The sequence below is a fragment of the Paenibacillus marchantiophytorum genome, from assembly GCF_014640555.1.
Classification (GTDB): domain Bacteria; phylum Bacillota; class Bacilli; order Paenibacillales; family NBRC-103111; genus Paenibacillus_E; species Paenibacillus_E marchantiophytorum.
The window spans coordinates 261,520-283,546 of the sequence record NZ_BMHE01000005.1 but is presented as its reverse complement, the minus strand read 5'-3'; the positions used below and the strand labels follow the sequence as shown (position 1 = coordinate 283,546).

General features: G+C 47.8%; 16 protein-coding genes. 12 read left to right on the top strand and 4 right to left on the bottom strand.

All coding sequences use genetic code 11. From position 1 onward, the window contains the following. Nucleotides 1-375: 375 nt before the first annotated feature. Entirely contained in the window at nucleotides 376-2,322 is a 1,947-nt protein-coding gene (locus IEY34_RS08175) for an ABC-F family ATP-binding cassette domain-containing protein (protein ID WP_189010120.1), read from the bottom strand. 151 nt (nucleotides 2,323-2,473) lie between these two features. Between IEY34_RS08175 and IEY34_RS08170 the strand changes: the two genes are divergently transcribed. The 9 genes from IEY34_RS08170 (at nucleotide 2,474) to groL (ending at nucleotide 9,941) form a co-directional block, all read left to right on the top strand. Continuing rightward, complete coding sequence (locus IEY34_RS08170) at nucleotides 2,474-3,301, top strand: endonuclease/exonuclease/phosphatase family protein (protein ID WP_189010118.1); 828 nt, start codon at nucleotides 2,474-2,476, stop codon at nucleotides 3,299-3,301. 65 nt (nucleotides 3,302-3,366) lie between these two features. Then, nucleotides 3,367-3,999 carry a 5-formyltetrahydrofolate cyclo-ligase gene (locus IEY34_RS08165; protein ID WP_189010115.1) on the top strand — a complete coding sequence of 211 codons (633 nt, stop codon included), beginning with the start codon at nucleotides 3,367-3,369 and terminating at the stop codon, nucleotides 3,997-3,999. Nucleotides 4,000-4,010: 11 nt separating this feature from the next. After that, entirely contained in the window at nucleotides 4,011-4,499 is a 489-nt protein-coding gene (moaC, locus tag IEY34_RS08160) for a cyclic pyranopterin monophosphate synthase MoaC (protein WP_268240112.1), read from the top strand. Nucleotides 4,500-4,608: 109 nt separating this feature from the next. Beyond that, the gene (locus tag IEY34_RS08155; protein WP_029197035.1) at nucleotides 4,609-5,100 is read left to right on the top strand and encodes a MogA/MoaB family molybdenum cofactor biosynthesis protein; all 492 of its coding nucleotides are present in this window, start codon (nucleotides 4,609-4,611) and stop codon (nucleotides 5,098-5,100) included. Nucleotides 5,101-5,117: 17 nt separating this feature from the next. Beyond that, nucleotides 5,118-6,116 (top strand): molybdopterin-binding protein, encoded by a 999-nt coding sequence (locus IEY34_RS08150; protein WP_189010149.1) that lies wholly within the window; start codon nucleotides 5,118-5,120, stop codon nucleotides 6,114-6,116. A 284-nt stretch (nucleotides 6,117-6,400) separates the two neighbouring features. Next, on the top strand, nucleotides 6,401-6,877 hold the full coding sequence (locus IEY34_RS37490; RefSeq protein ID WP_189010113.1) for a twin-arginine translocase TatA/TatE family subunit: 477 nt from the start codon (nucleotides 6,401-6,403) through the stop codon (nucleotides 6,875-6,877). 70 nt (nucleotides 6,878-6,947) lie between these two features. Continuing rightward, nucleotides 6,948-7,706 (top strand): twin-arginine translocase subunit TatC, encoded by a 759-nt coding sequence (gene tatC, locus IEY34_RS08140; protein ID WP_189010111.1) that lies wholly within the window; start codon nucleotides 6,948-6,950, stop codon nucleotides 7,704-7,706. Nucleotides 7,707-7,936: 230 nt separating this feature from the next. Beyond that, a complete protein-coding gene (gene groES / locus IEY34_RS08135; RefSeq protein ID WP_028553854.1) occupies nucleotides 7,937-8,218 on the top strand; it encodes a co-chaperone GroES in 282 nt (93 codons plus the stop codon). Nucleotides 8,219-8,312: 94 nt separating this feature from the next. Further along, entirely contained in the window at nucleotides 8,313-9,941 is a 1,629-nt protein-coding gene (groL, locus tag IEY34_RS08130) for a chaperonin GroEL (RefSeq protein WP_189010109.1), read from the top strand. Between the two features lie 129 nt (nucleotides 9,942-10,070). On the opposite strand, the gene IEY34_RS08125 is transcribed toward groL, so the two are convergent. Then, complete coding sequence (locus IEY34_RS08125; protein ID WP_189010107.1) at nucleotides 10,071-10,451, bottom strand: type II toxin-antitoxin system VapC family toxin; 381 nt, start codon at nucleotides 10,449-10,451, stop codon at nucleotides 10,071-10,073. Then, on the bottom strand, nucleotides 10,438-10,686 hold the full coding sequence (locus IEY34_RS08120; RefSeq protein WP_189010098.1) for a hypothetical protein: 249 nt from the start codon (nucleotides 10,684-10,686) through the stop codon (nucleotides 10,438-10,440). Before IEY34_RS08120 ends, IEY34_RS08125 begins: the two co-directional genes overlap by 14 nt. 393 nt (nucleotides 10,687-11,079) lie before the next feature. On the opposite strand from IEY34_RS08120, the gene IEY34_RS08115 reads away from it, so the two are divergent. Then, entirely contained in the window at nucleotides 11,080-15,921 is a 4,842-nt protein-coding gene (locus tag IEY34_RS08115; RefSeq protein WP_189010096.1) for an SGBP N-terminal domain-containing protein, read from the top strand. A 158-nt stretch (nucleotides 15,922-16,079) separates the two neighbouring features. Beyond that, nucleotides 16,080-16,682 (top strand): adenylyl-sulfate kinase, encoded by a 603-nt coding sequence (gene cysC / locus IEY34_RS08110; RefSeq protein ID WP_189010094.1) that lies wholly within the window; start codon nucleotides 16,080-16,082, stop codon nucleotides 16,680-16,682. Nucleotides 16,683-17,149: 467 nt separating this feature from the next. Here cysC and IEY34_RS08105 read toward each other — a convergent pair whose 3' ends face one another. Next, nucleotides 17,150-21,397, bottom strand: coding sequence for a GGDEF domain-containing protein (locus IEY34_RS08105; RefSeq protein ID WP_189010092.1), 4,248 nt, complete (start codon nucleotides 21,395-21,397; stop codon nucleotides 17,150-17,152). Nucleotides 21,398-21,658: 261 nt separating this feature from the next. Between IEY34_RS08105 and IEY34_RS08100 the strand changes: the two genes are divergently transcribed. Beyond that, nucleotides 21,659-21,910 (top strand): hypothetical protein, encoded by a 252-nt coding sequence (locus IEY34_RS08100; protein WP_189010090.1) that lies wholly within the window; start codon nucleotides 21,659-21,661, stop codon nucleotides 21,908-21,910. Nucleotides 21,911-22,027: the final 117 nt, after the last annotated feature.

Here is a 22,027-nt window from a genome sequence, read left to right as displayed (position 1 = left end):
GCCGTTGGAGGCTGCTGTCTACGTAGGAAAGTGGGTGTTCGCGCGGATTAGGAGGCACTAGAGGCTCCGATCTCTGGTTGTGGTGCGGAAAAGCAAGCTAGTTGAAGGAATAGAAGCCTTTGGAAGATGCTATCTACGCAGAAAGTGGGTGTTCGCGCGGATTAAGAGCCTCTAGAGGCTCCTATCTCTGGTTGTGGTGCGGAAAAGCAAGCTAGTTGAAGGAATAGAAGCCGTTGGAGGATGCTATCTACGCAGAATGAGGGTGTTTACGCGGAATAAGAGCCTCTACTAGAGGCTCTTATCTCTGGTTCTTGTGTGGAAAAGCGAGCTTGTCCGGTCCGGCAGAGAGGTCAATAAGGCGCTCCCGCTCCAACGTCAGGCAAGCAGCCCTTCCCACTCCTCATAAATCGCAGCGAGTGAGCTCTTACGCTCTTCAACGGCAGCCGTCTTCTCCTGGACGAGGACATAGTTGTTGTAAACCTCGGGATCCGCAAGCTCTGCCTCCAAGGCGGAGATCTCGTCTTCCAAACGGGCGATGTCCTGCTCGAGCTGCTCAATTTTGCGTTGGCGGCTGCGTTCTTCTTTCTTAGCCTGTTTGTCCGCTTCGTATCCGCCGCCGCTTGTGCTCTCTGCCTTCACGGCGCTGGAGCCGCTGGCGGCTTTTTTCTCTGCCTCTTTGGCCAGACGCTTGGTCTCCATTTCGGCTAGCTCCGCTTTTTTCTCCACATAATCGTCGTAGTTGCCTAAATAGCTGGTGAGTCCATCCTTTTGCAGGTCAAGCATGCTCTCTGCCATTTTGTTCAGGAAATAGCGGTCATGAGAGATGAACAGCAGGGTGCCTTCATAGTCCATCAAAGCCGACTCCAGCACTTCTTTGCTATATAAGTCCAGATGGTTGGTAGGCTCATCCAGGATCAAAACATTCGCTTTTTGCAGCATCAACTTCGCCAAAGCCACACGCGCTTTCTCGCCGCCGCTTAGAGATGCGACTTTCTTGAATACTTCTTCACCACTGAACAAAAAGTTGCCGAGCACGGTGCGAATCCGCGCTTCCTCCAGATGAGGGTACGTGTTCCACACCTCTTCCAGCACACTGTTGGAGGGAGTTAGGCCGGTTTGCTCTTGATCATAGTATCCGATGGTGACGCCGGTCCCCCATTTGAAAGTACCTGCGTCTTGCTTGTGCTGTCCGATTAAAGTTTTGAGCAGGGTTGATTTGCCTACGCCGTTGGGTCCGATGAGAGCAGCGGTTTCGGAGCGGCGAAGTTGGAAAGACACGCCGTCCAATAAACGATTTCTGCCATCGTAGGAAAGCGCGATGCGATCAACTTGGAGCACTTCTTTCCCTGACGTTTGGGCAATTTCAAACGCAAAGGAAGCCCGTTTCAAATCACCCATCGGCTTATCTAGTCGATCCATTTTGTCGAGCTGCTTGCGGCGGCTCTGCGCTCTCTTCGTCGTTGAGGCACGCACGATATTGCGCTGCACAAAATCCTCCAGCTTCGAAATCTCTTCCTGCTGCTTCTCGAATTGCTTCATTTCAATTTCGTAATTAGCTTCTTTGATTTCGATGAATCTTGAGTAGTTGCCTGTGTATCGTTTGGATGAATTTCGCTCAATTTCATAGATTGAAGTCACCAGCGCATCGAGGAAAAAGCGGTCATGAGAGACGACCAGTATCGCGCCTGGATAGCCTCGCAAATAACCTTCCAACCACGTAAGTGTCGGGATGTCCAAATGGTTGGTAGGCTCATCGAGCATGAGCAGATCGGGTTCTTCCAACAACATTTTGGCCAGCGCAAGTCGTGTTTTTTGACCGCCGCTGAGGGTTTGAACACGTGTATCCGGAGGAAATTGACCGAAGCCCATGCCGTGTAAAATGCCGCGGATTTTCGCCTCAATTTCATAGCCGCCTTGCTCGCGAAACCACTCGGAACGCAGGGAGTAACGATTCATCGTGGATTCGTATTTTTTTTCATCCGAAATAAGCTCAGGATCCGACATCAAGACTTCCAGTTCGCGAAGCTCCCGCTCGGTCTCCAATAAAGAACTGAATACGCTGAGAAGTTCATTCCAGATGGATTTGTCCGTTTGCAGACCGCTATTTTGTTTTAAATAACCGATCTTCGTTTCTTTTGCTTTGAATAAATCACCGCTGTCATAGGACATTTCCCCGGCGATCACTTGGAGCAGTGTCGATTTGCCGGCGCCGTTCACGCCCACTAAACCGATCCGTTCCCGATCTTCAATTTGAAGCGTTATATTGGAGAGTACCGGACGTACTCCATAACTTTTGGAAATATTCGAAACTTGCAACAACATTTGCAGCTACCTCCTGCTTATTAATGAAACAATCTCTGAACAACTGCTTGATACGGGACAAGTAAATCCCATCAATTCACTAGTATACACCATGCAAGCGGGCATCGTATGCTTAATTTTGCATACATTCAGGCGGAGTAGGGGTGGGGGAATGGGACTTTTGCGGCATATTAGAAATGTAAGCAGTTTGGCTTTACTCATCCTGTTGATGCAATTAGCAGCTATTTCCTCGGAACAGGTCGGCCTAACCCCAAAAATACTACCTGCAGCCGTACAAACAACTACACCAGCAGGCTTGACCATAATGACGTTTAATATTCACCATGGCGAAGGTTTAGATGGTACTGTGAATATGAAGCGAATTGCAGCGCTTATTGCTGGGGAACAGGCAGATATTATCGCCTTGCAGGAAGTTGATCGTTACCGTCTGCGCAGCGGGTTTGTGGATCAGGCTAAGGAGCTGGCTGACCTGCTGGGTATGCAGATGGTTTTTGCGCCTAGTCTAACTTATATGGTAGGGCAATATGGCAATGTGATTCTTAGTCGCTTCCCGATCAAGGATCACAGCTATGAGCTGCTTCCAGGGAAGCTGGAAACGAGAAGTCTGCTGACAGCTACTATTCAAGTAGGATCGGAATCCGTGCAGGTAGCCGCTACACACTTAGGCCTCTCGCAAGCGGATCGTACAGCGCAGTTGGCGCGTATCTCAGAGATTTTGGCTGGGAGCAAGGAGCCGCAGATTGTTGCAGGCGATTTTAATATGGAATTAGAGTCATTTTTGACAAAAATGGACATCATGAAACTCACAAACATTCCATTACGTCCAACGATGAAAGCGACATTGGCAGATGGTAAAAGCATCGATGATTTGTTCACGAATTGGCCTCATATCGGTTCAGCATGGACGATTCCTACGAATTATTCGGATCATTTTCCAGTAATCACGCGCATTCCGCTGGGGTCTTGGGTACGAGTATAGTTTTTTTCCTTGTTTATGTTAAAATGGGGGAAACCACTCCTCGTTAGGGAAGGGCTGAAGCAGGTATGAACATCCGAGAGCGGAAAATAGAGTTACGCAAAGAAATGGAAGAAAAACGCGCTTCCATCGTATCAGGTGAGCGAGATGAGAAGCAGCAGCGCATTCACGAGCGAATGACCAAGCTATGTACGGAGCGGCTTCTTAGTTCCGGCTGGCGCGAATCACCGGTTCCGCCGACGATTATGACCTATATGCCATTTCGGTCGGAATTGGACGTAGCTCCACTGATGGAATGGTGCTGGCAGCAGGGAATTCGTGTGCTCGTGCCGAAAGTTGTAGCAGAGTCGAAGACCATGAATTTGCATATCATCAACGCCTACACCGATTTGGAAAGTGGAGCATGGGGGATTAGAGAACCTCATAACGAGGTGCAGATCGAGCACGACTTGTCTACGATTTCTATGATCTTGGTGCCAGGCCTCGCTTTCGATATGGATTTCGGGAGACTGGGCTATGGCGGTGGCTTTTACGATCGCTTTATGCAATTATTTGCAGCGCGTAGTTTGAAGAGACCTTTTGCGGTTGCGGCCGCTTTTGATAAGCAACTGATTCCCGGGGTTCCTTCCTCCTGGCACGATTTCCGGGTAGACGGCATCGTCACCGAGAGCAAAATGGTACTTAAATCCGAATCCAAATAGAGGTGAGTGACTTGCCTGATTCCTCTGAGTTGACTCATTTTAATGAACAGGGACGAGCTCGCATGGTCGATATTTCGGATAAAACCGAGACGAAGCGAACAGCGACAGCTCGTTCTACATTACTTATGAAGCACGAGACACTGGACTTGATTAAGCAGGGTAAAATGAAAAAAGGCGATGTCCTCGCCGTAGCGCAGGTAGCCGGTATTATGGCTGCCAAAAAAACGTCAGACTGGATTCCGATGTGCCATCCGATTGCATTGACAGGCATTGATATTCAGTTTACGGATAATGGCAACGATGAACTATACATAGAAGCAACTGTACGGACAACTGGACCCACAGGTGTTGAGATGGAAGCTTTAACAGCCGTCTCCGCGGCAGCTTTAACCGTTTATGACATGTGCAAGGCTGTAGAGAAAGATATGATCATCAACTCCACGCTGCTAGTTCTCAAGACAGGCGGGAAAAACGGGGATTTTCACAGACAAGAAAGATGACAGTGACGTGACTAGAGCAGCCTAAGATAGTTAACATAGCTAAGAAAGTCGACGATCACGCAGTTAGTGGGGTTATCTCATTCAGTGAACAAGGGAGAGGTGACGAAGGATGCACTGGAAAGTTGCGATTTTGACAGCCAGTGACCGCGGTTACCGAGGAGAACGAGAAGACACTAGCGCTCAGGTAATCCGCGAGCTGATTGAAGAAGAAATTCAAGGCGAAATCATCGAATACCGGGTCGTTCCGGATGAGATGGATGAAATTATGGCTTCATTAATTGAAATGACGGATTATTATCAGGCCGATTTGATTTTAACGACTGGCGGGACAGGCTTAGCCCCTCGTGATGTGACACCGGAAGCAACGCTCAATGTCATCGATCGGGTTGCGCCTGGTTTTGCCGAAGCGATGCGGATGATTTCGATGCAAAAAACACGGAAAGCGATGCTTTCCAGGGCAGTTTCCGGTATTCGCGGACGCACGCTAATTATTAATTTGCCTGGCAGCCCTAAGGGTGTGCAGGAGAACCTGATGGCGATTATCGATCAGCTCCCGCATGCGCTGGGGATTCTCACAGGTAAAGAAGGTGACCATGGGTGAGTTCTAACCATGAATCCATGCTGCGCGAGGTCAAGGTAGAAGATGCGATTGGCATGATTCTGCCGCATGATCTTACGCAGATTTTGCCAGGTGAATTCAAGGGACGGCTGTTCCGCAAAGGGCATCAGGTGACGGAAGCGGACATCCCCGCCTTGCTCAGCATTGGCAAGGAGCACATCTATGCGATGGAGCTGCAGCCAGGCTACCTCCATGAGGACGAAGCTGCGCAGCGTATGGCGAAGGCCATCGCTGGTGAGGGCTGTCTCAGGCTGACGGAGCCGCATGAGGGGAAAGTGAACGTGAAGTCCGAGATTCACGGTTTGGTGAAGATCGACAAGGCGTTCGTTGACGAAGTGAACGCCCTCGATGAAGTCGTGATGTCGACGATTCGCACCAACACGGTGGTTGAAGCAGGCGCTTCGCTGGTCGGTACGCGGGTGATCCCGCTGATTGTGGACGAAGCGAAGGTTGCCGAGGTCGAGCGCTTAGCAGCCGCTCGCCGCGAAGAGGGCTTCACCTTGTTAGAGGTGAAGCCGTTTCGCAAGCTCCGCGTCGGCGTCATTACGACGGGCAGCGAGGTCTTCAAGGGCCGAATCCAAGATCGATTCGGCCCGATTGTGAAGGAGAAAGTCGCGCGGCTCGGCTCCGAGGTCGTAGACCAACGCTTCGTGCTCGACGACAGCGAAGCGATTGTGGGTGAGATCCACGCGCTGCTTGCGCTGGGCGTGGATCTGGTCTTGGTCACGGGCGGCATGTCCGTGGACCCGGACGACCGCACGCCCGGCGCGATTAAGCAGGCCGGCGCCCGCGTGGTCAGCTACGGCACGCCGATGCTGCCGGGCTCGATGCTGATGATCGCCTATCTTGGCGACGTGCCGATTATGGGCTTGCCGGGTTGCGTTATGCACGACCCGTACACGTCCTTCGATGTTCTGCTGCCGCGCATCTGCGCAGGCGATGTGATCGTGCGCAGCGATATTACAGAGATGGGGTACGGCGGGTTCTATCAGTGTTAATGGTGGCTTGTGTGTCTGAAAGTGAACTATAATACGCTATTTGCCCTCATGGCATCTATTTCCCTTGGGAATGGGAACTAGGGTGCGTTATTCGGCGATAGATGGCCCAGGTGGAGCTTTATTTCGATGAATAAAGGACTGTAGTTCCGCTTCATGGGGCAGATAAGTCGTTTTTCAACAAATAGCGGATCGTAGTTCCCCCTGGTTCATGATATGAGCGCAGACAGGTTGTTTCGTTTAAATAGGTTTAGTTGATGTCGCTACAAATAATGGAGATGATTCTCATGTTCCAAAATATCGGTTTTACTGAGCTCTTATTAATCGCTATTGTTGCCCTCGTTTTATTTGGCCCGCAGAAGCTGCCCGAAATTGGGCGCATGCTCGGGAAAACGGTGAGGGATTTCAAAAATGGTGCTCATGCGCTGCTGAATGATGAAACCCCAGCGCCTTCTGCCTCCAATCCGGCACCGTCTGCGCAAGCAGCAGCTCCTAGCTCTGCCGTGGAAACGAAGTCGGCTGAACCCGTGGTATCTTCAAAGCCGGCTGTGGAGTTTATCTCCTCTACTCCTGCACAAGATCAGAGAGAATCAGAGGTGGCACCTGCTGCCATGGAAGAGCCACTGGATACAGCAGTGGCTCAAGCTCCGGTTCAGCTGCAGAAGCAGCATGCGGCCTCTGATGAAGGAACACAAGCCGCTCCGACAGCCGCACCTGCGGCAGCGCCCGCGAGACCTAGCCAAACACGGCGTTTGCCTGATTAGCCGATTCCTTTTTAGCCTGTCAAGTGCTACAGCCCTTCAGGCTCATTCTACTCGCTCAGGTTGGTGAAAAATGACAACGAACGAAGAAATGTCACTCGTCGAGCATCTTGGCGAACTACGCAAACGCATCATGTGGATCTTGGTCGTCTTGGTCATCGGGATGATTGGCGGCTTGATTTCTGCTAAACCGATCATCAAGTATATCAAGAATATTCCTCCTGCAGACACCATCAGTTGGAACGTTTTTTCACCTTGGGACGCTTTGCGTTTGTATATGAATTTTGGCTTGGCGGTGGGCCTTCTCATTACCTTGCCGGTTATTTTGTATCACATATGGGCTTTTGTGAAGCCAGGGCTGCGCGAGGTTGAACAGAAAGCCTCGATCGTGTATATTCCTTATGCCTTTTTGCTATTTCTCGTAGGGTTATCCTTCGGGTATTGGGTTGTTTTTCCCATGGCCTTTTACTTTACTTCATCCATTAGCCGGAGTCTTGATATCAACGAGATGTATGGTGCAGCGCAATATTTTACCTTCATGTTTAATATTATTCTGCCGCTCGCTGTCGTCTTTGAAATGCCAATCGTCGTCATGTTCCTGACGAAAATCCGTCTTTTGAACCCGAAACGTTTGCACAAATTCAGAAGATATGCCTACATGCTGCTCGTTATTTTGGCCACGGTTATTACACCGCCAGATGCGATTTCAGCTATCCTTGTATCTTTGCCACTGATTGTTTTATACGAGTTCAGCGTCTTTATGTCGGGATTCATCTATCGCAAACAGTTGATCAAAGATGCAGAATGGGCGGAGGAATTCGGCCCCAAATAAGAAAACAGTCTGCCACCCATGTGCAGACTGTTTTTTCTCTGTTAGCGCGAATATTTGTTTTTCATTTGGATAGAATGAGGGGGGTGTCCCAAAGTTTGAAAAATGTGTAAAAGGACTTGCAAATTACGTCCAGAATGAGTATCATAAGAATTGTTGTTAGCACTAAACACATTCGAGTGCTAATAACCGAATACACCCATTACCAATTTTCTAAAGGAGGCTATTTTTCCATGATCAGACCGTTAGGTGATCGAGTTATCATTGAAGCCGTTGCGAAAGAGGAGACTACAGCAAGTGGTATCGTGCTGCCAGATACAGCGAAAGAAAAACCGCAAGAAGGTAAAGTTGTAGCCGTAGGCGCAGGCGCGTTAAAAGATGGCGTTCGTGTTCCGCTTGAAGTAAGCGAAGGCGACCGCATCATTTTCTCCAAATACGCTGGAACTGAAGTGAAATACGAAGGCCGCGAACTGTTGATCTTGCGCGAAAGCGACATTCTCGCTGTATTAGCCTAATTTAGCAGGATATAGATCGGCAACACGTACTTAGTTTATTCCGCTTAATCTACTTACTTATGTAAGGTTCTAAATCAGAGGAGGTTTCCTATTCATGGCAAAAGAAATTAAGTTCAGTGAAGACGCACGCCGCGCGATGCTTCGTGGGGTAGACGCTCTTGCTAACGCTGTTAAAGTAACTTTGGGTCCTAAAGGCCGTAACGTTGTTCTTGAGAAAAAATTCGGCAGCCCGTTGATCACGAATGACGGTGTGACGATCGCGAAAGAAATCGAGCTTGAAGATGCTTTCGAAAACATGGGAGCACAACTTGTTAAAGAAGTTGCTACCAAAACTAACGATGTTGCCGGTGACGGAACAACAACTGCAACGGTTCTAGCACAAGCTATGATCCGTGAAGGTCTGAAAAACGTTACTGCAGGCGCTAACCCAATGGTTATCCGCAAAGGTATCGAGAAAGCTGTTAAAGCGGCTGTAGAAGAGCTTCAAGCTATCGCGAAGCCAATCGAAGGCAAACAATCCATCGCACAAGTAGCAGCTATCTCTGCTGCTGACGAAGAAGTAGGCGAGTTGATCGCTGAAGCTATGGAAAAAGTAGGTAAAGACGGTGTTATCACTGTTGAAGAATCCAAAGGCTTCTTGACGGAGCTTGAAGTTGTAGAAGGTATGCAATTCGACCGTGGATACACTTCCCCATACATGATCACTGATACGGATAAAATGGAAGCTGTCCTTGACAACCCATACATTCTGATCACTGACAAAAAAATCTCGAACATCCAAGAAATCTTGCCTGTTCTTGAAAAAGTCGTTCAATCCGGCAAACAACTTCTGATTATTGCTGAAGATGTTGAAGGCGAAGCACAAGCAACGCTTGTTGTGAACAGACTTCGTGGCACATTCACTTGCGTAGCTGTTAAAGCTCCAGGTTTCGGTGACCGTCGTAAAGCTATGCTTGGCGATATTGCTGCTCTAACTGGTGGTCAAGTGATCACAGAAGAGCTTGGTTTGGATCTGAAATCCACGCGTCCTGAGCAATTGGGCAGCGCACGTCAAGTACGTGTAACCAAAGAAAACACAATCATCGTTGATGGTGCTGGCGACAAGAAAGATATCGCTGCGCGCGTAACACAAATTCGCTCACAATTGGAAGAAACAACTTCCGAGTTCGATAAAGAAAAACTGCAAGAGCGTTTGGCTAAACTTTCTGGCGGCGTAGCTGTTATCAAAGTTGGCGCAGCAACTGAAACTGAGTTGAAAGAGCGCAAACTTCGTATCGAAGATGCTCTGAACGCAACTCGTGCAGCTGTTGAAGAAGGTATCGTATCCGGTGGTGGTACTGCACTGGTTAACGTATACAACGCAGTAGCTAAAGTAGTAGCTGTTGGCGACGAGCAAACAGGCGTTAACATCATCCTGCGCTCCCTCGAAGAGCCAGTTCGCACAATCGCAGCTAACGCTGGTCAAGAAGGTTCCGTTATCGTTGAGCGCCTGAAGAACGAAAAAGTAGGCATCGGCTACAACGCAGCAACTGGCCAATGGGTGAACATGTTCGAAGCAGGTATCGTTGACCCTGCTAAAGTTACACGTTCCGCACTGCAAAATGCAGCTTCCGTTGCAGCTATGTTCTTGACAACTGAAGCGGTTATCGCTGATAAACCAGAAGCAAACAAACCAGGTATGCCTGATATGGGCGGCATGGGTGGCATGGGCGGAATGATGTAAACTGACCTGAAATCCCTTGCGCAGCAAGGGAACTCAAGTTAGAACACGTCATTTGACCACATTTTGACCTTATTGAATAAAAATAGGCTTCTCACGAGTTCGAATTGAACTTTGTGAGAAGCCTTTTTATTATACATTCCGTAGTTCATTAAGCATCTGGTTAAGCTTCTTATCAAAAGTGAAAACGGTATGTCCACCGATCTTTGAATAGGCGAAGAGCAGGGAGTCAACAAAATCGATTTTAATTTCGCTATAAACCTTTAAGGCCTCTATCAGGATATTTCTGTCATGAGTTGATATGTTGCCGTAGAAGAGTAAGTTTTGTAAAGAATCAAAGATATGGACTCGTTCGACCTTGTAAACCTTCTCCAACACATACACGACTTCGGCGATGACTTCATTTGGGATAAAGATATTATAGTTTTCAATTTTTTCCTTGGCTTGATCTAAGAATTGTGCAGCATCTTGCAGCAAATACCGCAAAATTAAATTTGCATCAACGATGTTCATGTTTTTCTTGCACACCCTTTTCCCAGGCATCTTGTTCATATTGGATTAAATCCAAATTGGCGTACTGTTTCAATGCGCCTCTAGCGGTGGGAGAAGTGGAGAAAGGTTGTTTTGTATGAGAATAGTCACCAAGTGGTAAAATAATTAATTCAACATCTTGATTTCTTAGGCTTTCAGGGAGATCGACAATATGCTTTAGTGCATCACTGTTTGTCACTTTTCTGATGAAATCCATGCTTATCACCATCCTTAGTTTAAGTATAACGTAATCCGCAGCAACTCACAATTGACAAACTTACCGTCATATCCAGCTATACTAGAGGGTTTTCATGAGTTCGCTGAACTTTTGAGAAGTTTCTTTTTTCATTGCTTTAGTGACATGTAGATACACAGTTCGCAGTCCCTATGGGTTTGTGCTTATTAATTTACAATCAAAATTAATATTTTTCGTCCTTCAAAAAAACCGCGAAGCATTGATGCTACGCGGTTTTTTTCTATTTATTGGATTATTTTTCATTATCCTTTTATTGGGCTGCTGTAGACTTATTGTAGGGTTTAATGCGTTTCTCAGAAAGCAAAGGATGGAGTGGAGAAAGGAATGCGGAAATTGAGCAGTAGAGTTATAACTATGATATTGGTCATTATGATCGTGTTCGGTGCGATCTCAGGCGGTGGGGTTGGAAGCAGGAAAGTATCTGCGGCAATTGATTTTTCAGGAGAGGGGTCATCCAGCAAACCGTACCTCATCGGAACGGCCAATCAACTGAATAAGGTAAGGGGCAGTTACTTGGATGCGAATCTTTATTTTAAACTGACAGGTCCTATTGATTTGAGCAGTTATTCCGCAGCGGGCTGGGTTCCCATAGGTAATCAGGACACGCCATTTAAGGGTCACATGGATGGTAACGGATATCAAATAACGGGGCTAATGATACACAATGGCGATTTTTCTGGCTTATTTGGGAGTATCGGAAATGGAAGTTCTGTTGCGAATATGAAGCTGGAAAATGTATCTATTCATGGTGGATATGCAGTTGGCACTTTGGTTGGTTTGAACGATGGAGGAACAATAGAAAACAGCTTCGCTACAGGAAGTGTGAGTGGAGACTTTAGTGTAGGCGGTTTGACTGGCAGCAACAACAATGGAGAGATTAAGGACAGTTACGCTTCAGTGGATGTGAGCGGGAGCGAAAATGTAGGCGGCTTGGTTGGTGATTCCTACAGTGGAACAATCAGCGGCAGCCATGCTGCAGGGATTGTGAGCGGAAATAAATATGTAGGCGGCTTAGTTGGTTACAAGTCAGATGGAACGATCAGCAGCAGCTACGCTTCAGGCATTGTGAGCTTGGTCGCAAGTAAGGATAGGAATGCTGGCGGCTTAGTTGGATACAACGAATATGGCACGATCAGAGACAGCTACGCTTCAGGGAAGGTAAGCGGAGGTGAAACGATAGGCGGCTTGGTCGGTTCGAACCGAAATGGGACGATCAGTGGCAGTTACGCCCTAGGGGATGTGAGCGGGAGCTTTGTCGCGGGCGGTCTAGTTGGGAATGCGTCTTATGGCATAATCACCAACAGCTACGCCACAGGTCAAGTGAGCTTGTTCCCAAATCCTGCGGTTGCCTATGGGAGTCCCTATGCAGGTGGCTTGGTTGCTACGAACAACAACGGAGAAGTTAGCGGCAGCTACGCTACAGGGAATGTGAGTGGAACGGATGAAAGTTACAGTATAGGTGGTTTGGTAGGCAAAAACGACAATTCCCAAGGCGGAAAGATCCAGAGCAGCTATGCCACAGGTCATGTGAATGGCGGTAATTCGAGTTTTCAAGTGGGTGGCTTGATCGGCAGCAGCATGGAGGGAATTATCAGCTACAGCTATGCCACGGGGAATGTGAATCTGAGTGGAAGTGATTTAAGTACTCAAGTGGGCGGTTTAGTTGGCGACAACAATGGAGGAACAATCAGCCATAGTTTTGCCACAGGGGAAGTGCGTGGAAGATATAACGTAGGCGGTTTAGTTGGGAGTAATGATAACTACGAAAGTGGGGAGGTCAAGAGCAGCTACGCCTCAGGGCAAGTAAGCGGAAGTGCTGATAGTGAATATGTAGGTGGGTTGGTAGGTTGGAACCGATATGGATTTATTAACGATAGTTACGCCTCAGGGCAAGTGACGGGCAATGAGAAGGTAGGCGGTTTGACCGGGCAAAACGGCGGCGGAATGATTAACAACAGCTACGCCACTGGGAAAGTGAGTGGAAGTATCGATGTAGGCGGTTTGGTTGGAGAAAGACTGGATAGTCATCTGGGTGGCGGGGGAGTGGCTATCAACAGTTTCTACGACACGCTAACAACAGCACAATCGGTCTCTGCAGGAGGCCTGGGCCAATCTACTGTGCAGATGCAGACGAAAAGTACTTATGAAGCAGATAGTGCTCATAGTTGGGATTTTGCGAATGTATGGACGATAGATGCCTTGCATAATAACGGGTATCCTTATTTGTCGGAGATTCAGGTTTACTTGGACTATGACGGGAATGGAAGTACCAGTGGAACTATTCCGACGAGTCATTCTTTTATGCAAGGTGTAAAAGCTGGCATTTATTCCGGTATGATTAATTTAATCAAGCCAGGTTATGTTTTCAATGGATGGAATACGCAGGCGGATGGCGGCGGTATTTCCTATAAACCGGGGGATTCTTTTGCTATAGCGGCTAATACGATCTTGTATGCGAAATGGATTGTACCCAATTCTAATGCAACGCTGACTTCTACGATCGGAAATGTAAGTATAAGAGGAACAGCTAGCGAAAGCATAACGGACATTCCCTATGGTACAACGTTAGCCGTATTTAAGGCAGCAATTACACCAGCAACGGGAGCAGTGTTTGAAATTTATGATGAGGACGGAATAACCGAAGCTACCCGATTGGCCACGGGCAAGAAGGTTATCGTAACGGCGACGGATGGAACAACGAAGACAACGTACACGGTGAACGTTAAAGCGAACGATGCGAATGAGATCCTATCATTCGGTTTGCCTGAGCAAACCGGTTCTGCTGTCATCGATACGGCTGCGCATACCGTAGAGATTGAAGTGATGAGCGGTGCCAATGTGAATAACTTGGTGGCAACGTTTGTTCTATCGGCAGAAGCGACGGCAAAGGTCGGCACCATAGATCAGGCAAGCGGCACGACCGTGAACGATTTTACGAACCCAGTCACTTATGTTGTCAAAGCAGAGAATGGCACTGTGCAAAACTGGAAGGTTACCGTAACTATTGCGGTAGGTACCGAAAATGAGATTACGGCATTCAGTTTGACTCAGCAAACCGGCCAAGCGGTAATTGATGCTACCGATCATACAGTTGCGATTCAAGTGGCGAATGGCACCAGTCTAACCAACTTGAAAGCCGTGTTCACTTTATCTGCAGGAGCCACAGTCAAGGTCGGGACTACGGATCAAGTGAGCGGCACGACTGCAAATAATTTCACGAACCCGGTTGTTTATGTGGTCAAAGCAGAGAACGGTATTACGCAGAACTGGACAGTTACCGTAACCGCTGCATGGAGCAGTGCGAAAGCTATTACGGCATTTAGCTTTCCTCAGCAAACCGGTCCAGCTGTCATTGACACCACTGCGCACACAGTTGTGATTCAAGTGGTGTACGGTACCAATGTAACCGGCTTGAAGGCCGTGTTCACTTTATCTCCCGGAGCTTCTGCGAAGGTAGGTTCCAGGGGGCAGATCAGTAACTCGACAGTTAACAATTTTACAAACCCAGTCACGTATTTGGTGAGAGCAGCGGATGACAGTACCCAGAACTGGATCGTCACGGTAAATGTTGCGGCGGCGAGCAGCGCGAAGGACCTGACGGCGTACAGCTTCCAGGGGTTGTCCCCAGCGGTAGTGGGAACGATTAATGGCACGAATATCGCATTAACCGTGCCTAATGGAACAGCCGTGCCGTCCTTAGTGGCGACGTTCACGAGTTCCGCAGGATCGACGGTGAAGGTAGGTTCCACCCCGCAAGTGAGCGGAACGACGGCGAACGATTTCACTTCGCCAGTGACATATACGGTCACTGCGCAGGATGGAACGCTGGCATCCTATACAGTGGTGGTCACTCGGTCTGCTGCTCCGGCGGGCAATCCCAGTTTGAGCGGATTGACGCTAAGCAGCGGGGGATTGACCTTAATTCCCGATTCTGTGACGGGAACAACGTATCATTTTAATGTGACTAATCCAATCTCAAGCATGAATGTTACGGCTAGCGTATATGATCGCAATTCCACCATACTAGGTAGCTTGTACAACAATGGTAATGTCCTTGTGGTAGGTCCATTTAACTTAACTACTGGTCAGGCAACACAATCGCTGCCGCTCGATATAGGTAGTAATCGGATGGAATTGGTTGTAACAGCTCAAGATGGGTCAAATAAAACTTATCTTGTGTATGTGAATAGAGCAGCAGCAGCTTACAGCAGTGGCGGAGGAGGCGGAGGTGGTCCTAGTAACGTCGGAACGATATGGGCAGCTCGCGGAGGAACGTTAATCTTAAATGGGGTCCAAATCGATGTGCCGCTAGGTGCAGTAGATACCGACACTCAGGTTACAGTGAATAAAATTAGCGACAATTCTAGCCTGCCTTCTGACAATTCAATGGGCTTGGCAAGTGAGATCTACGAGATTACAAAAGATAAAGCCGGTGATTTCTTGAAGGCTGTTGTTATTACATTGCCTTTTGACAAGGCAAAGATTGATTTTTCTAAATCAGCAGCCGCAATTTATGGATTGAACGAGCATAGCCAGAAGTGGGAACTATTGGATGATCAGAAAATAGACCAGACCAAAGGAACGGTATCCGGATCTACTCGTCATTTTACGAAGTTTGCTGTTCTGGTAACGGATAAAAAGACGACGACTAATCCTCCAGTTGAAGTCGTGGATCTTGGCGATATCAAGGGGCATTGGGCCGAAACGAGCATTCGTGATTCGATTCAACTAGGCATAATAGATGGCTATTCGGATCATACGTTTAAGCCGAATAATCAGATCACAAGAGCTGAGTTTGTTACTATGATTGTAAAAGCCTTTCATCTACAGGCACAAACAGGGAAAGCTTTTGCCGATACGCAGGCTCATTGGGCGCGAAATGCCATTGAGATTGCGGCCGCACTGGGCGTAGTTACGGGATATAGCGCAAGCGCCTTTGGTCCTGATGACTTGATTACCCGCGAACAAATGGCGGTAATTTCCATTCGCGCTGCACAGATCACCGCTGCGGGGGATCGTATAGACAGCTTTACGGATAACGCTGAAATATCCGACTGGGCTCGCGCCGCGCTAGCTACAGCAACGGCTAAAGCTTTATTTAACGGATACGAGGACGGTACGTTGAAGCCGAAAGCGAATACGACACGCGCAGAAGCGGTGACTATCATTTTAAGAGCGATACAGCTTAAAAAGTAGGTATTAAACGAATCAGCCTCTGCCCTAGCAGTAGGATTTAAGACCCGAGAACAGGCAGAACCGCTAAATTGCCATTTGGGGAGGATTATTAGACTTTTATATGGAATAAATAAAAACAATATAGATTCTGCATAAAAGAAAGAGGGAGACCGACTTCGATGAATAAACACCTAACAGAGCAATCCTCCTCCATCTCTAATGAACTAAGATCTTCCCTAAACGGCTATAAAAGCATGGTCATCTGGTTCACGGGTCTATCCGGCTCTGGAAAATCCACACTGGCGCAAGCGCTGGAACGGAGACTTTTCGATGATAAAAAGATTCGCTCATACGTACTGGACGGAGATAATCTCCGATTAGGCCTAAACCAGGATCTCGGATTTAGTGCCGAGGATCGCAAAGAGAACATGCGTCGAACAGGCGAAATGGCGAAAATACTCGTGGACGCGGGCGTAGTCGCGATCACTTCCTTAATTTCCCCCTTCCGTGAAGAGCGAGCAGCTGTGAGGCGCTTGTTTGCTGAAGATGCTTTTGTCGAGGTCTTTGTGTCATGTTCGCTGGAGGCCTGCGAAACCAGAGATCCGAAAGGTTTATATCGCAAAGCACGTAACAACGAGATCGCTGACTTTACCGGGATAAGTTCACCGTATGAGGAACCCACCGCGGCAGATCTCGTCGTTCCGACCGATCGATTGAATGTGGATGAGTCTGTAAGTTTGATCCTTTCCTACTTGGTAGAACGCGGGTTGTTGTCTGAGTAGGAACAGCCACCGTATTTGCGACAGATAAGAGCCCTTAGTTAGGGGCTCTTATCTCATTCCAATATCCCTTTTATCGCAAATAGCAGCTCCCAAAGGTTCTTATTCCTTTGAGTAGCTGCTATTTGTCGTTATCTGCTACTCTCAGCGTTCTCCCAACCATCTATTTAAACTAGCTAACTTTAAGATTCCGTACCAGACTAACATGAGGAAATCTGATTACATTGGATAAATCCAATGTAATCGTGAATTTGGGCGCCCATACGGCTGTTTGATTGGATTTATCCATTGAAATCCTCAAATCTGCGGCCTATATGGCGTTTTTTATCTGATACCATTGGATAAATCCAATGTAGATGCGAAATTGACTGCCTATACGGCTGTTTGATTGGATTTAACCAATCAACAACGTGAGACGTTTCTTAGAATTGGAGGTGCCACCGCACAGTCCGCGTATTTCAAGGCGCTTATTAGTCGTCTTGTCGACAGTCTTCTTCGTTTTCCCAAGCCGCAACGACCTTGTTTTTCCCTGTCTTCTTCGCCCTAATCTCGGCCATATCCGCCTGCTCGATAAGCTGCTCCACGGAGCTCGGTTGGCAGAGCTCGAGGGAGGAGACCCCCACGCTGACGGTGATGGTGTAAGGCCGCCCGAAGGCGAATTCCTTCTCAATCTCGCTGCGCAATTGGCGGGCGATCTTGAGTGCTTCTTTGCCATCTGTTTTTGGCAAAATAAGAATAAGCTCCTCGCCGCCGTAGCGCCCTGCGATGTCGCTTTTCCGTAAATTGAAGCGGAAGATATCGGCAATTTCCCGCAGCACGCGATCACCTTCGGGATGACCGTAGTCATTTACTCGCCGAAAGTTATCCACATCGATCATGATAACGGATAGATCCAGCTGATAGCGGCTGGAAAGTTCGAATTCATCTCTCAGCTTTTCCATGAAATGGCCCCGCAAATAAAAGCCGGTCAGGTTGTCAATGACCATCTCCCGATGGAGGAGAACGTTAATGATGTGCGGTTTGATGAACGAAAGGAAGTGCTCCATGTGCTGGAGTTTCGTTTTGGTCATGCCATCCACATTGACCTGCAGCGTGATCGTTTGATCACCGCGCTGAAAAAGGGTGAAGGACAGCGTGGTGCTGCCCTCACTGCGGGTTTGATAAGCCACTAGTTCATCGTGGTCTCTTAATCCGGATGCGGTAACGAAGTACTTCTGCTTATCGTGCAGCAAGTTATAGGTAACAGCCAGCTGAATCACCGGGAAGTAGTCAAATAGTGCTTTCGTCAGCCGCTGCATGGTCGTAACCAAATCCAAGGTTTCTGTCACTTGCTCGCTTAGCTCGATGATGATCTGTAAATCGAGCGATAGGAGCAGCCACTGTTCGCGGTCCGCAATCATTTTCAGCACAAAATCATTCTGCATGATAGCCGGGGTAGCCGGAGAGAAGGAAGGTTGAATGACGAGTTCCATACATGCCTTCAAGTAGGGCTGCCAGTTGTCTTTTTGAATCATTTGATAGCCATTCAAGGCCCGCCTTAAATACAGCATGGCAGACTGTATGTCTCCTTCGTGCATCGCCCGATCAGCAGAAAGCCGGTAATAATCCGGCCAGAAGACATCATAGGCATACCGTTTCATGTAGGTTTCAAAATGTTCAAATCCTGCCTCCACGTGCTCTGATTTAAGCTTTAGCAGCAAAGCGAGCAGTTCGCGATAAGCCCAACCTGTGAAAAGGCCGGAGTTGTTTTTGGCAATAAATTGCCCAAAAAGCTGGCAGGCCATATCCAGATTTCCGCGGCCTGTCTGAAGCAAGGCCTCCAAGAAAACCGCGTTATGCTCATTCTCGAGCGAGGCAGGAATGTGAACGGGCTGATGCTGCCGGAAAGCGGCATAGCCTTGAAAGACGGACAGCAGGGCCTGGCTAGACTCTGTAATGTGCTGAGCAATCAGAATCGTTTCCAACTCGTGAAATGTTGCCCACTGCTCCCATTCCAGCGCGAAGAGAAGCTGATTCGTCAAATAATTCTCGGCCAAATCCTTCCGCCTCAGCTCGTCCACCTGGACAACACGTTCCTTGTGATACAAATAGCTCGCCATATCCCCTTGGTTCAGAGAGAATTCCATCGCGTTCAGATGACCGACTTGTTCCTTGAGCGTGTAGCCAGAGCGCATGGCGCCCTCAATCCCGCGGTACACATACTTATTGATCAGCTTATTATTGCTTTGGTAGGAATAAACGTCATAAAGACGGAGCATCAGATCCGTATGCGGGGACGTATCCAGCAGCGGCTCCAATTTGGCGGCGATCGATAGAGCCCATTCCTCCAGCTCCGGAAAGTGGATCAATAGATTGATTGCATAATAATTCGAAACTTCTGCGAAATGGCGCAGTGTCAACTGGTTTCGATTCGGATACACGGTTTCCATATAGAAAATATGGAGCTGACTCATTTCTTCATCCTGCAAGGGGAAGCAGAAATTGCTGGTGTTCAGTAAAAAGGCTGCTCTGACGCGATTCTCCAAAGCTTGAGTTGCATCGAAGATGTAAGGAAACAGCTTATCACGCAGTTCATATACGTCTTCTTCGTTTTGAATGATGCGCAGGAACGTCCAGGCAAAGCGATCCGTAATTTTACCGGTATGTTCATAAACGGTTGAGGCTAATTGTTCAGAGAGCGTAAACTGATTCAGAAGATGGTAGATGCGACTGAGCAGCCGATCCAGGAAAATAAGATACGGCCGTTCGAGCTTTTCGAGCAAATATTTAATGCGCTCCAGCAATTCGATCTTCTGACTATACGAAAGAAGCGAACGGATCTGCTTGTAATATTTTAACAACAAATAGTATTCGACTTTATACTCACTGGCCAAACTGGAGAGCGTAATAAGCTGCGGCAGGGCAAATGGGCGAAACTGATGTTGGTAGTGCAAAGCAGTTTGATAGTAAGCTGTTAAGGCAGATGATCCAAGCTGCTCAAAGACCAATTGCGTGATTTCGCTCGAGATAAATACGTTGTCATTGTGACTGACATGAGCTAGCCCAAGCTCAGCTAATCGCGTAAGAGAGGGCAGCACGCTGCCCAAATCCTTCTGATTAGCGGTGAACATGGAAAATAGATTGATAGGCATCGGCAAGCAGCAAAGGAGCCGCAATAGTTCTAATTCTTCTGAGTCCAGTTGAGCGATGCGACCAGCAAACAAGCATGGAGGATACAACTTTTTGTCATCCAGATGAAAAGTCGCCGTCCTGTGCCAACCGCTTTCAGTAAGCAGAATCTGCTTAGATGAAATAAGCTCCTCGAGAATAATTCGGCAGTGGCTTATATTCGTTTTGTTCACATGCAGCCAGTCTTGGAGATCACAAAGCAGCTTAGAATCAGCACGACCCAGCTGCGAGGCAAGCAACTGCGTATAGATGGCCGGATCAGAATCAAGGATATCCAATGTTGGAAAAGAAAGCTCGGCGAAATGCTGGGGAAGCTGGCTGCCGCTAAACGTAAAATGCAAGCTGGCCATGTCACGCCCTTGCTCTCTCCAGAAATTCCGCAGAATAAGCTGAGAATCATCATCGAAATGCTCGCAGTTTTCAAAAATATAGAAAAATTTCTGAACTGGAAACAGAGGGATCACCGATGAGAAAAACTGAACCAGCCACTCCGTAAGCAAATAAAGGATATCATCTCCTTCATAATGCTTCTTCAGCAGTTGATCGAATTTCCGCGATAAGTTGCGCAGCATGGTTACGGATTCGGGCAGAATCCCGTAGGCTAAGTGCAGGGTTCGAGTCACGACTTCTCGCAAAGTGGCGTAGGGCAGTGATTGGGAGACAATTTTGAAAAAGTAACCATTCTCAAGCACTTCGTTAATATGCTGTGTGTAGACATCGAAGCGAATCGCTTCATTTTCACAGATGAGTCCTAATAAACGTTCTCCGCCCGATTGCAGAAAATAACGGAAATGCTCCCGCTGTTCCTCGGTTACAGGTGCAGCAGCTGGGTGCAGCAAATTCTTCCCCACATATGTGACGGTTTTATTTTCAGGGGGCATGTCCAGACTAATCAGAATGAGATCAGCAATTTCATTGGCAAATAGAAAAGATTCCGGCTGAGTGCGAAGACGCTCGGCAAGCGGCCGAAGAGAAGTAGGAATTGATTTGTAAAGTGACTGGATCAGTAGATGAATAGCTTCAAAGTCCGCCACGCGTGATAGGAGAAACCTTCTGGCGTAACGTGTAAATGAAGCGAACGGATAATCGGTCAACAAATGATTGATAAACTCGTTGGCCGACGGGAAGGGTTGAACGTCGATGATAATGTGTAAGGTTTGCGGATGAAAAAACAGCATGTCGGGCAGTAAAAAACCCATGTAAAATTGTTCTTCATGCATAATAGAAAGCGCTTTACAGAGTGAGACAAGCAGTTGCCCTTTTGCCGTATCACTGAGCTGCTCGTTTCCTGCATCGGAGAAAGGGAGGTAACCCTCTGGTAAGCGAGGGAGCTGGATATGAAGATTATCATGAACAAGCTGCCATTCTGTCGGCTGGCGGAAGAATGACCCTGTGGCTGCTGAAGCCCAGGCATGCAAGCGGTTATTAATTTGTTGATAGTGGAAATATTGCCATAGCTTATGATCAATGTGCATAACGGAATGAGCAAGGGTATGCGAGTAGGTGAGATGGCGATTAGTTGGGAGCGTTTCGTGGGTTGCAGGCTGCATCTTCCCCCTCCTCCTTGTATAGGTATGAAGAAATTTATTATGTCATGGTTAATAAATACGAGCAATGAAAAGTGGTTTCTCAATTGTAACAAAAATGTGCGACAAATGGGAGTGGTATATGGCTATTAGAAGGTTGCTTGGACGTATATCTGCTTGGCCTACGGGAAAGCGCCTAAATGTTGCAAATATAGGCATTGGTACATTCCTTGGACTAGGCATAGACGTATACTATCTCAAACCAACAGAGGAGTTGACGTATCAATGGCTTACCAACCGAATCAACCCATGCAAGGAAAACAATTTCAGTGTCCACCGGCTGACCCGATAATGACAGATCCAGAAAGAGTGGTCAGAGACTTCTACCACCCGCAAAAGGTGCAAGTCATTCACCCAATTCAAATCGTAAACAGACATCACTGTGTTCCTGTCTATGAGCACGTATATACGTGCTCTGAGGTCGACGAGTATTGCGGTACGCACCCGCACCCGCACCAAGGCATGCTGCGCAAATAAGATCCCAGGCAACCCCTGAACAGAATCGAAATGATTCGGTTTGGGGGTTCTTTTCTTGGGAGAAGGTGTCCATGAGCGAAGGGATTCGGTATAATTAAAAGATGAAATTGTCGAAAT

Coding starts and splice junctions, on each gene's coding strand:
- IEY34_RS08175 (WP_189010120.1), bottom strand. CDS start 2,322: ATGTTGTTGCAAGTTTCGAATATTTCCAAAAGTTATGGAGTACGTCCG.
- IEY34_RS08170 (WP_189010118.1), top strand. CDS start 2,474: ATGGGACTTTTGCGGCATATTAGAAATGTAAGCAGTTTGGCTTTACTC.
- IEY34_RS08165 (WP_189010115.1), top strand. CDS start 3,367: ATGAACATCCGAGAGCGGAAAATAGAGTTACGCAAAGAAATGGAAGAA.
- IEY34_RS08155 (WP_029197035.1), top strand. CDS start 4,609: ATGCACTGGAAAGTTGCGATTTTGACAGCCAGTGACCGCGGTTACCGA.
- IEY34_RS08150 (WP_189010149.1), top strand. CDS start 5,118: ATGCTGCGCGAGGTCAAGGTAGAAGATGCGATTGGCATGATTCTGCCG.
- IEY34_RS37490 (WP_189010113.1), top strand. CDS start 6,401: ATGTTCCAAAATATCGGTTTTACTGAGCTCTTATTAATCGCTATTGTT.
- tatC (WP_189010111.1), top strand. CDS start 6,948: ATGACAACGAACGAAGAAATGTCACTCGTCGAGCATCTTGGCGAACTA.
- groES (WP_028553854.1), top strand. CDS start 7,937: ATGATCAGACCGTTAGGTGATCGAGTTATCATTGAAGCCGTTGCGAAA.
- groL (WP_189010109.1), top strand. CDS start 8,313: ATGGCAAAAGAAATTAAGTTCAGTGAAGACGCACGCCGCGCGATGCTT.
- IEY34_RS08125 (WP_189010107.1), bottom strand. CDS start 10,451: ATGAACATCGTTGATGCAAATTTAATTTTGCGGTATTTGCTGCAAGAT.
- IEY34_RS08120 (WP_189010098.1), bottom strand. CDS start 10,686: ATGGATTTCATCAGAAAAGTGACAAACAGTGATGCACTAAAGCATATT.
- IEY34_RS08115 (WP_189010096.1), top strand. CDS start 11,080: ATGATATTGGTCATTATGATCGTGTTCGGTGCGATCTCAGGCGGTGGG.
- cysC (WP_189010094.1), top strand. CDS start 16,080: ATGAATAAACACCTAACAGAGCAATCCTCCTCCATCTCTAATGAACTA.
- IEY34_RS08105 (WP_189010092.1), bottom strand. CDS start 21,397: ATGCAGCCTGCAACCCACGAAACGCTCCCAACTAATCGCCATCTCACC.
- IEY34_RS08100 (WP_189010090.1), top strand. CDS start 21,659: ATGGCTTACCAACCGAATCAACCCATGCAAGGAAAACAATTTCAGTGT.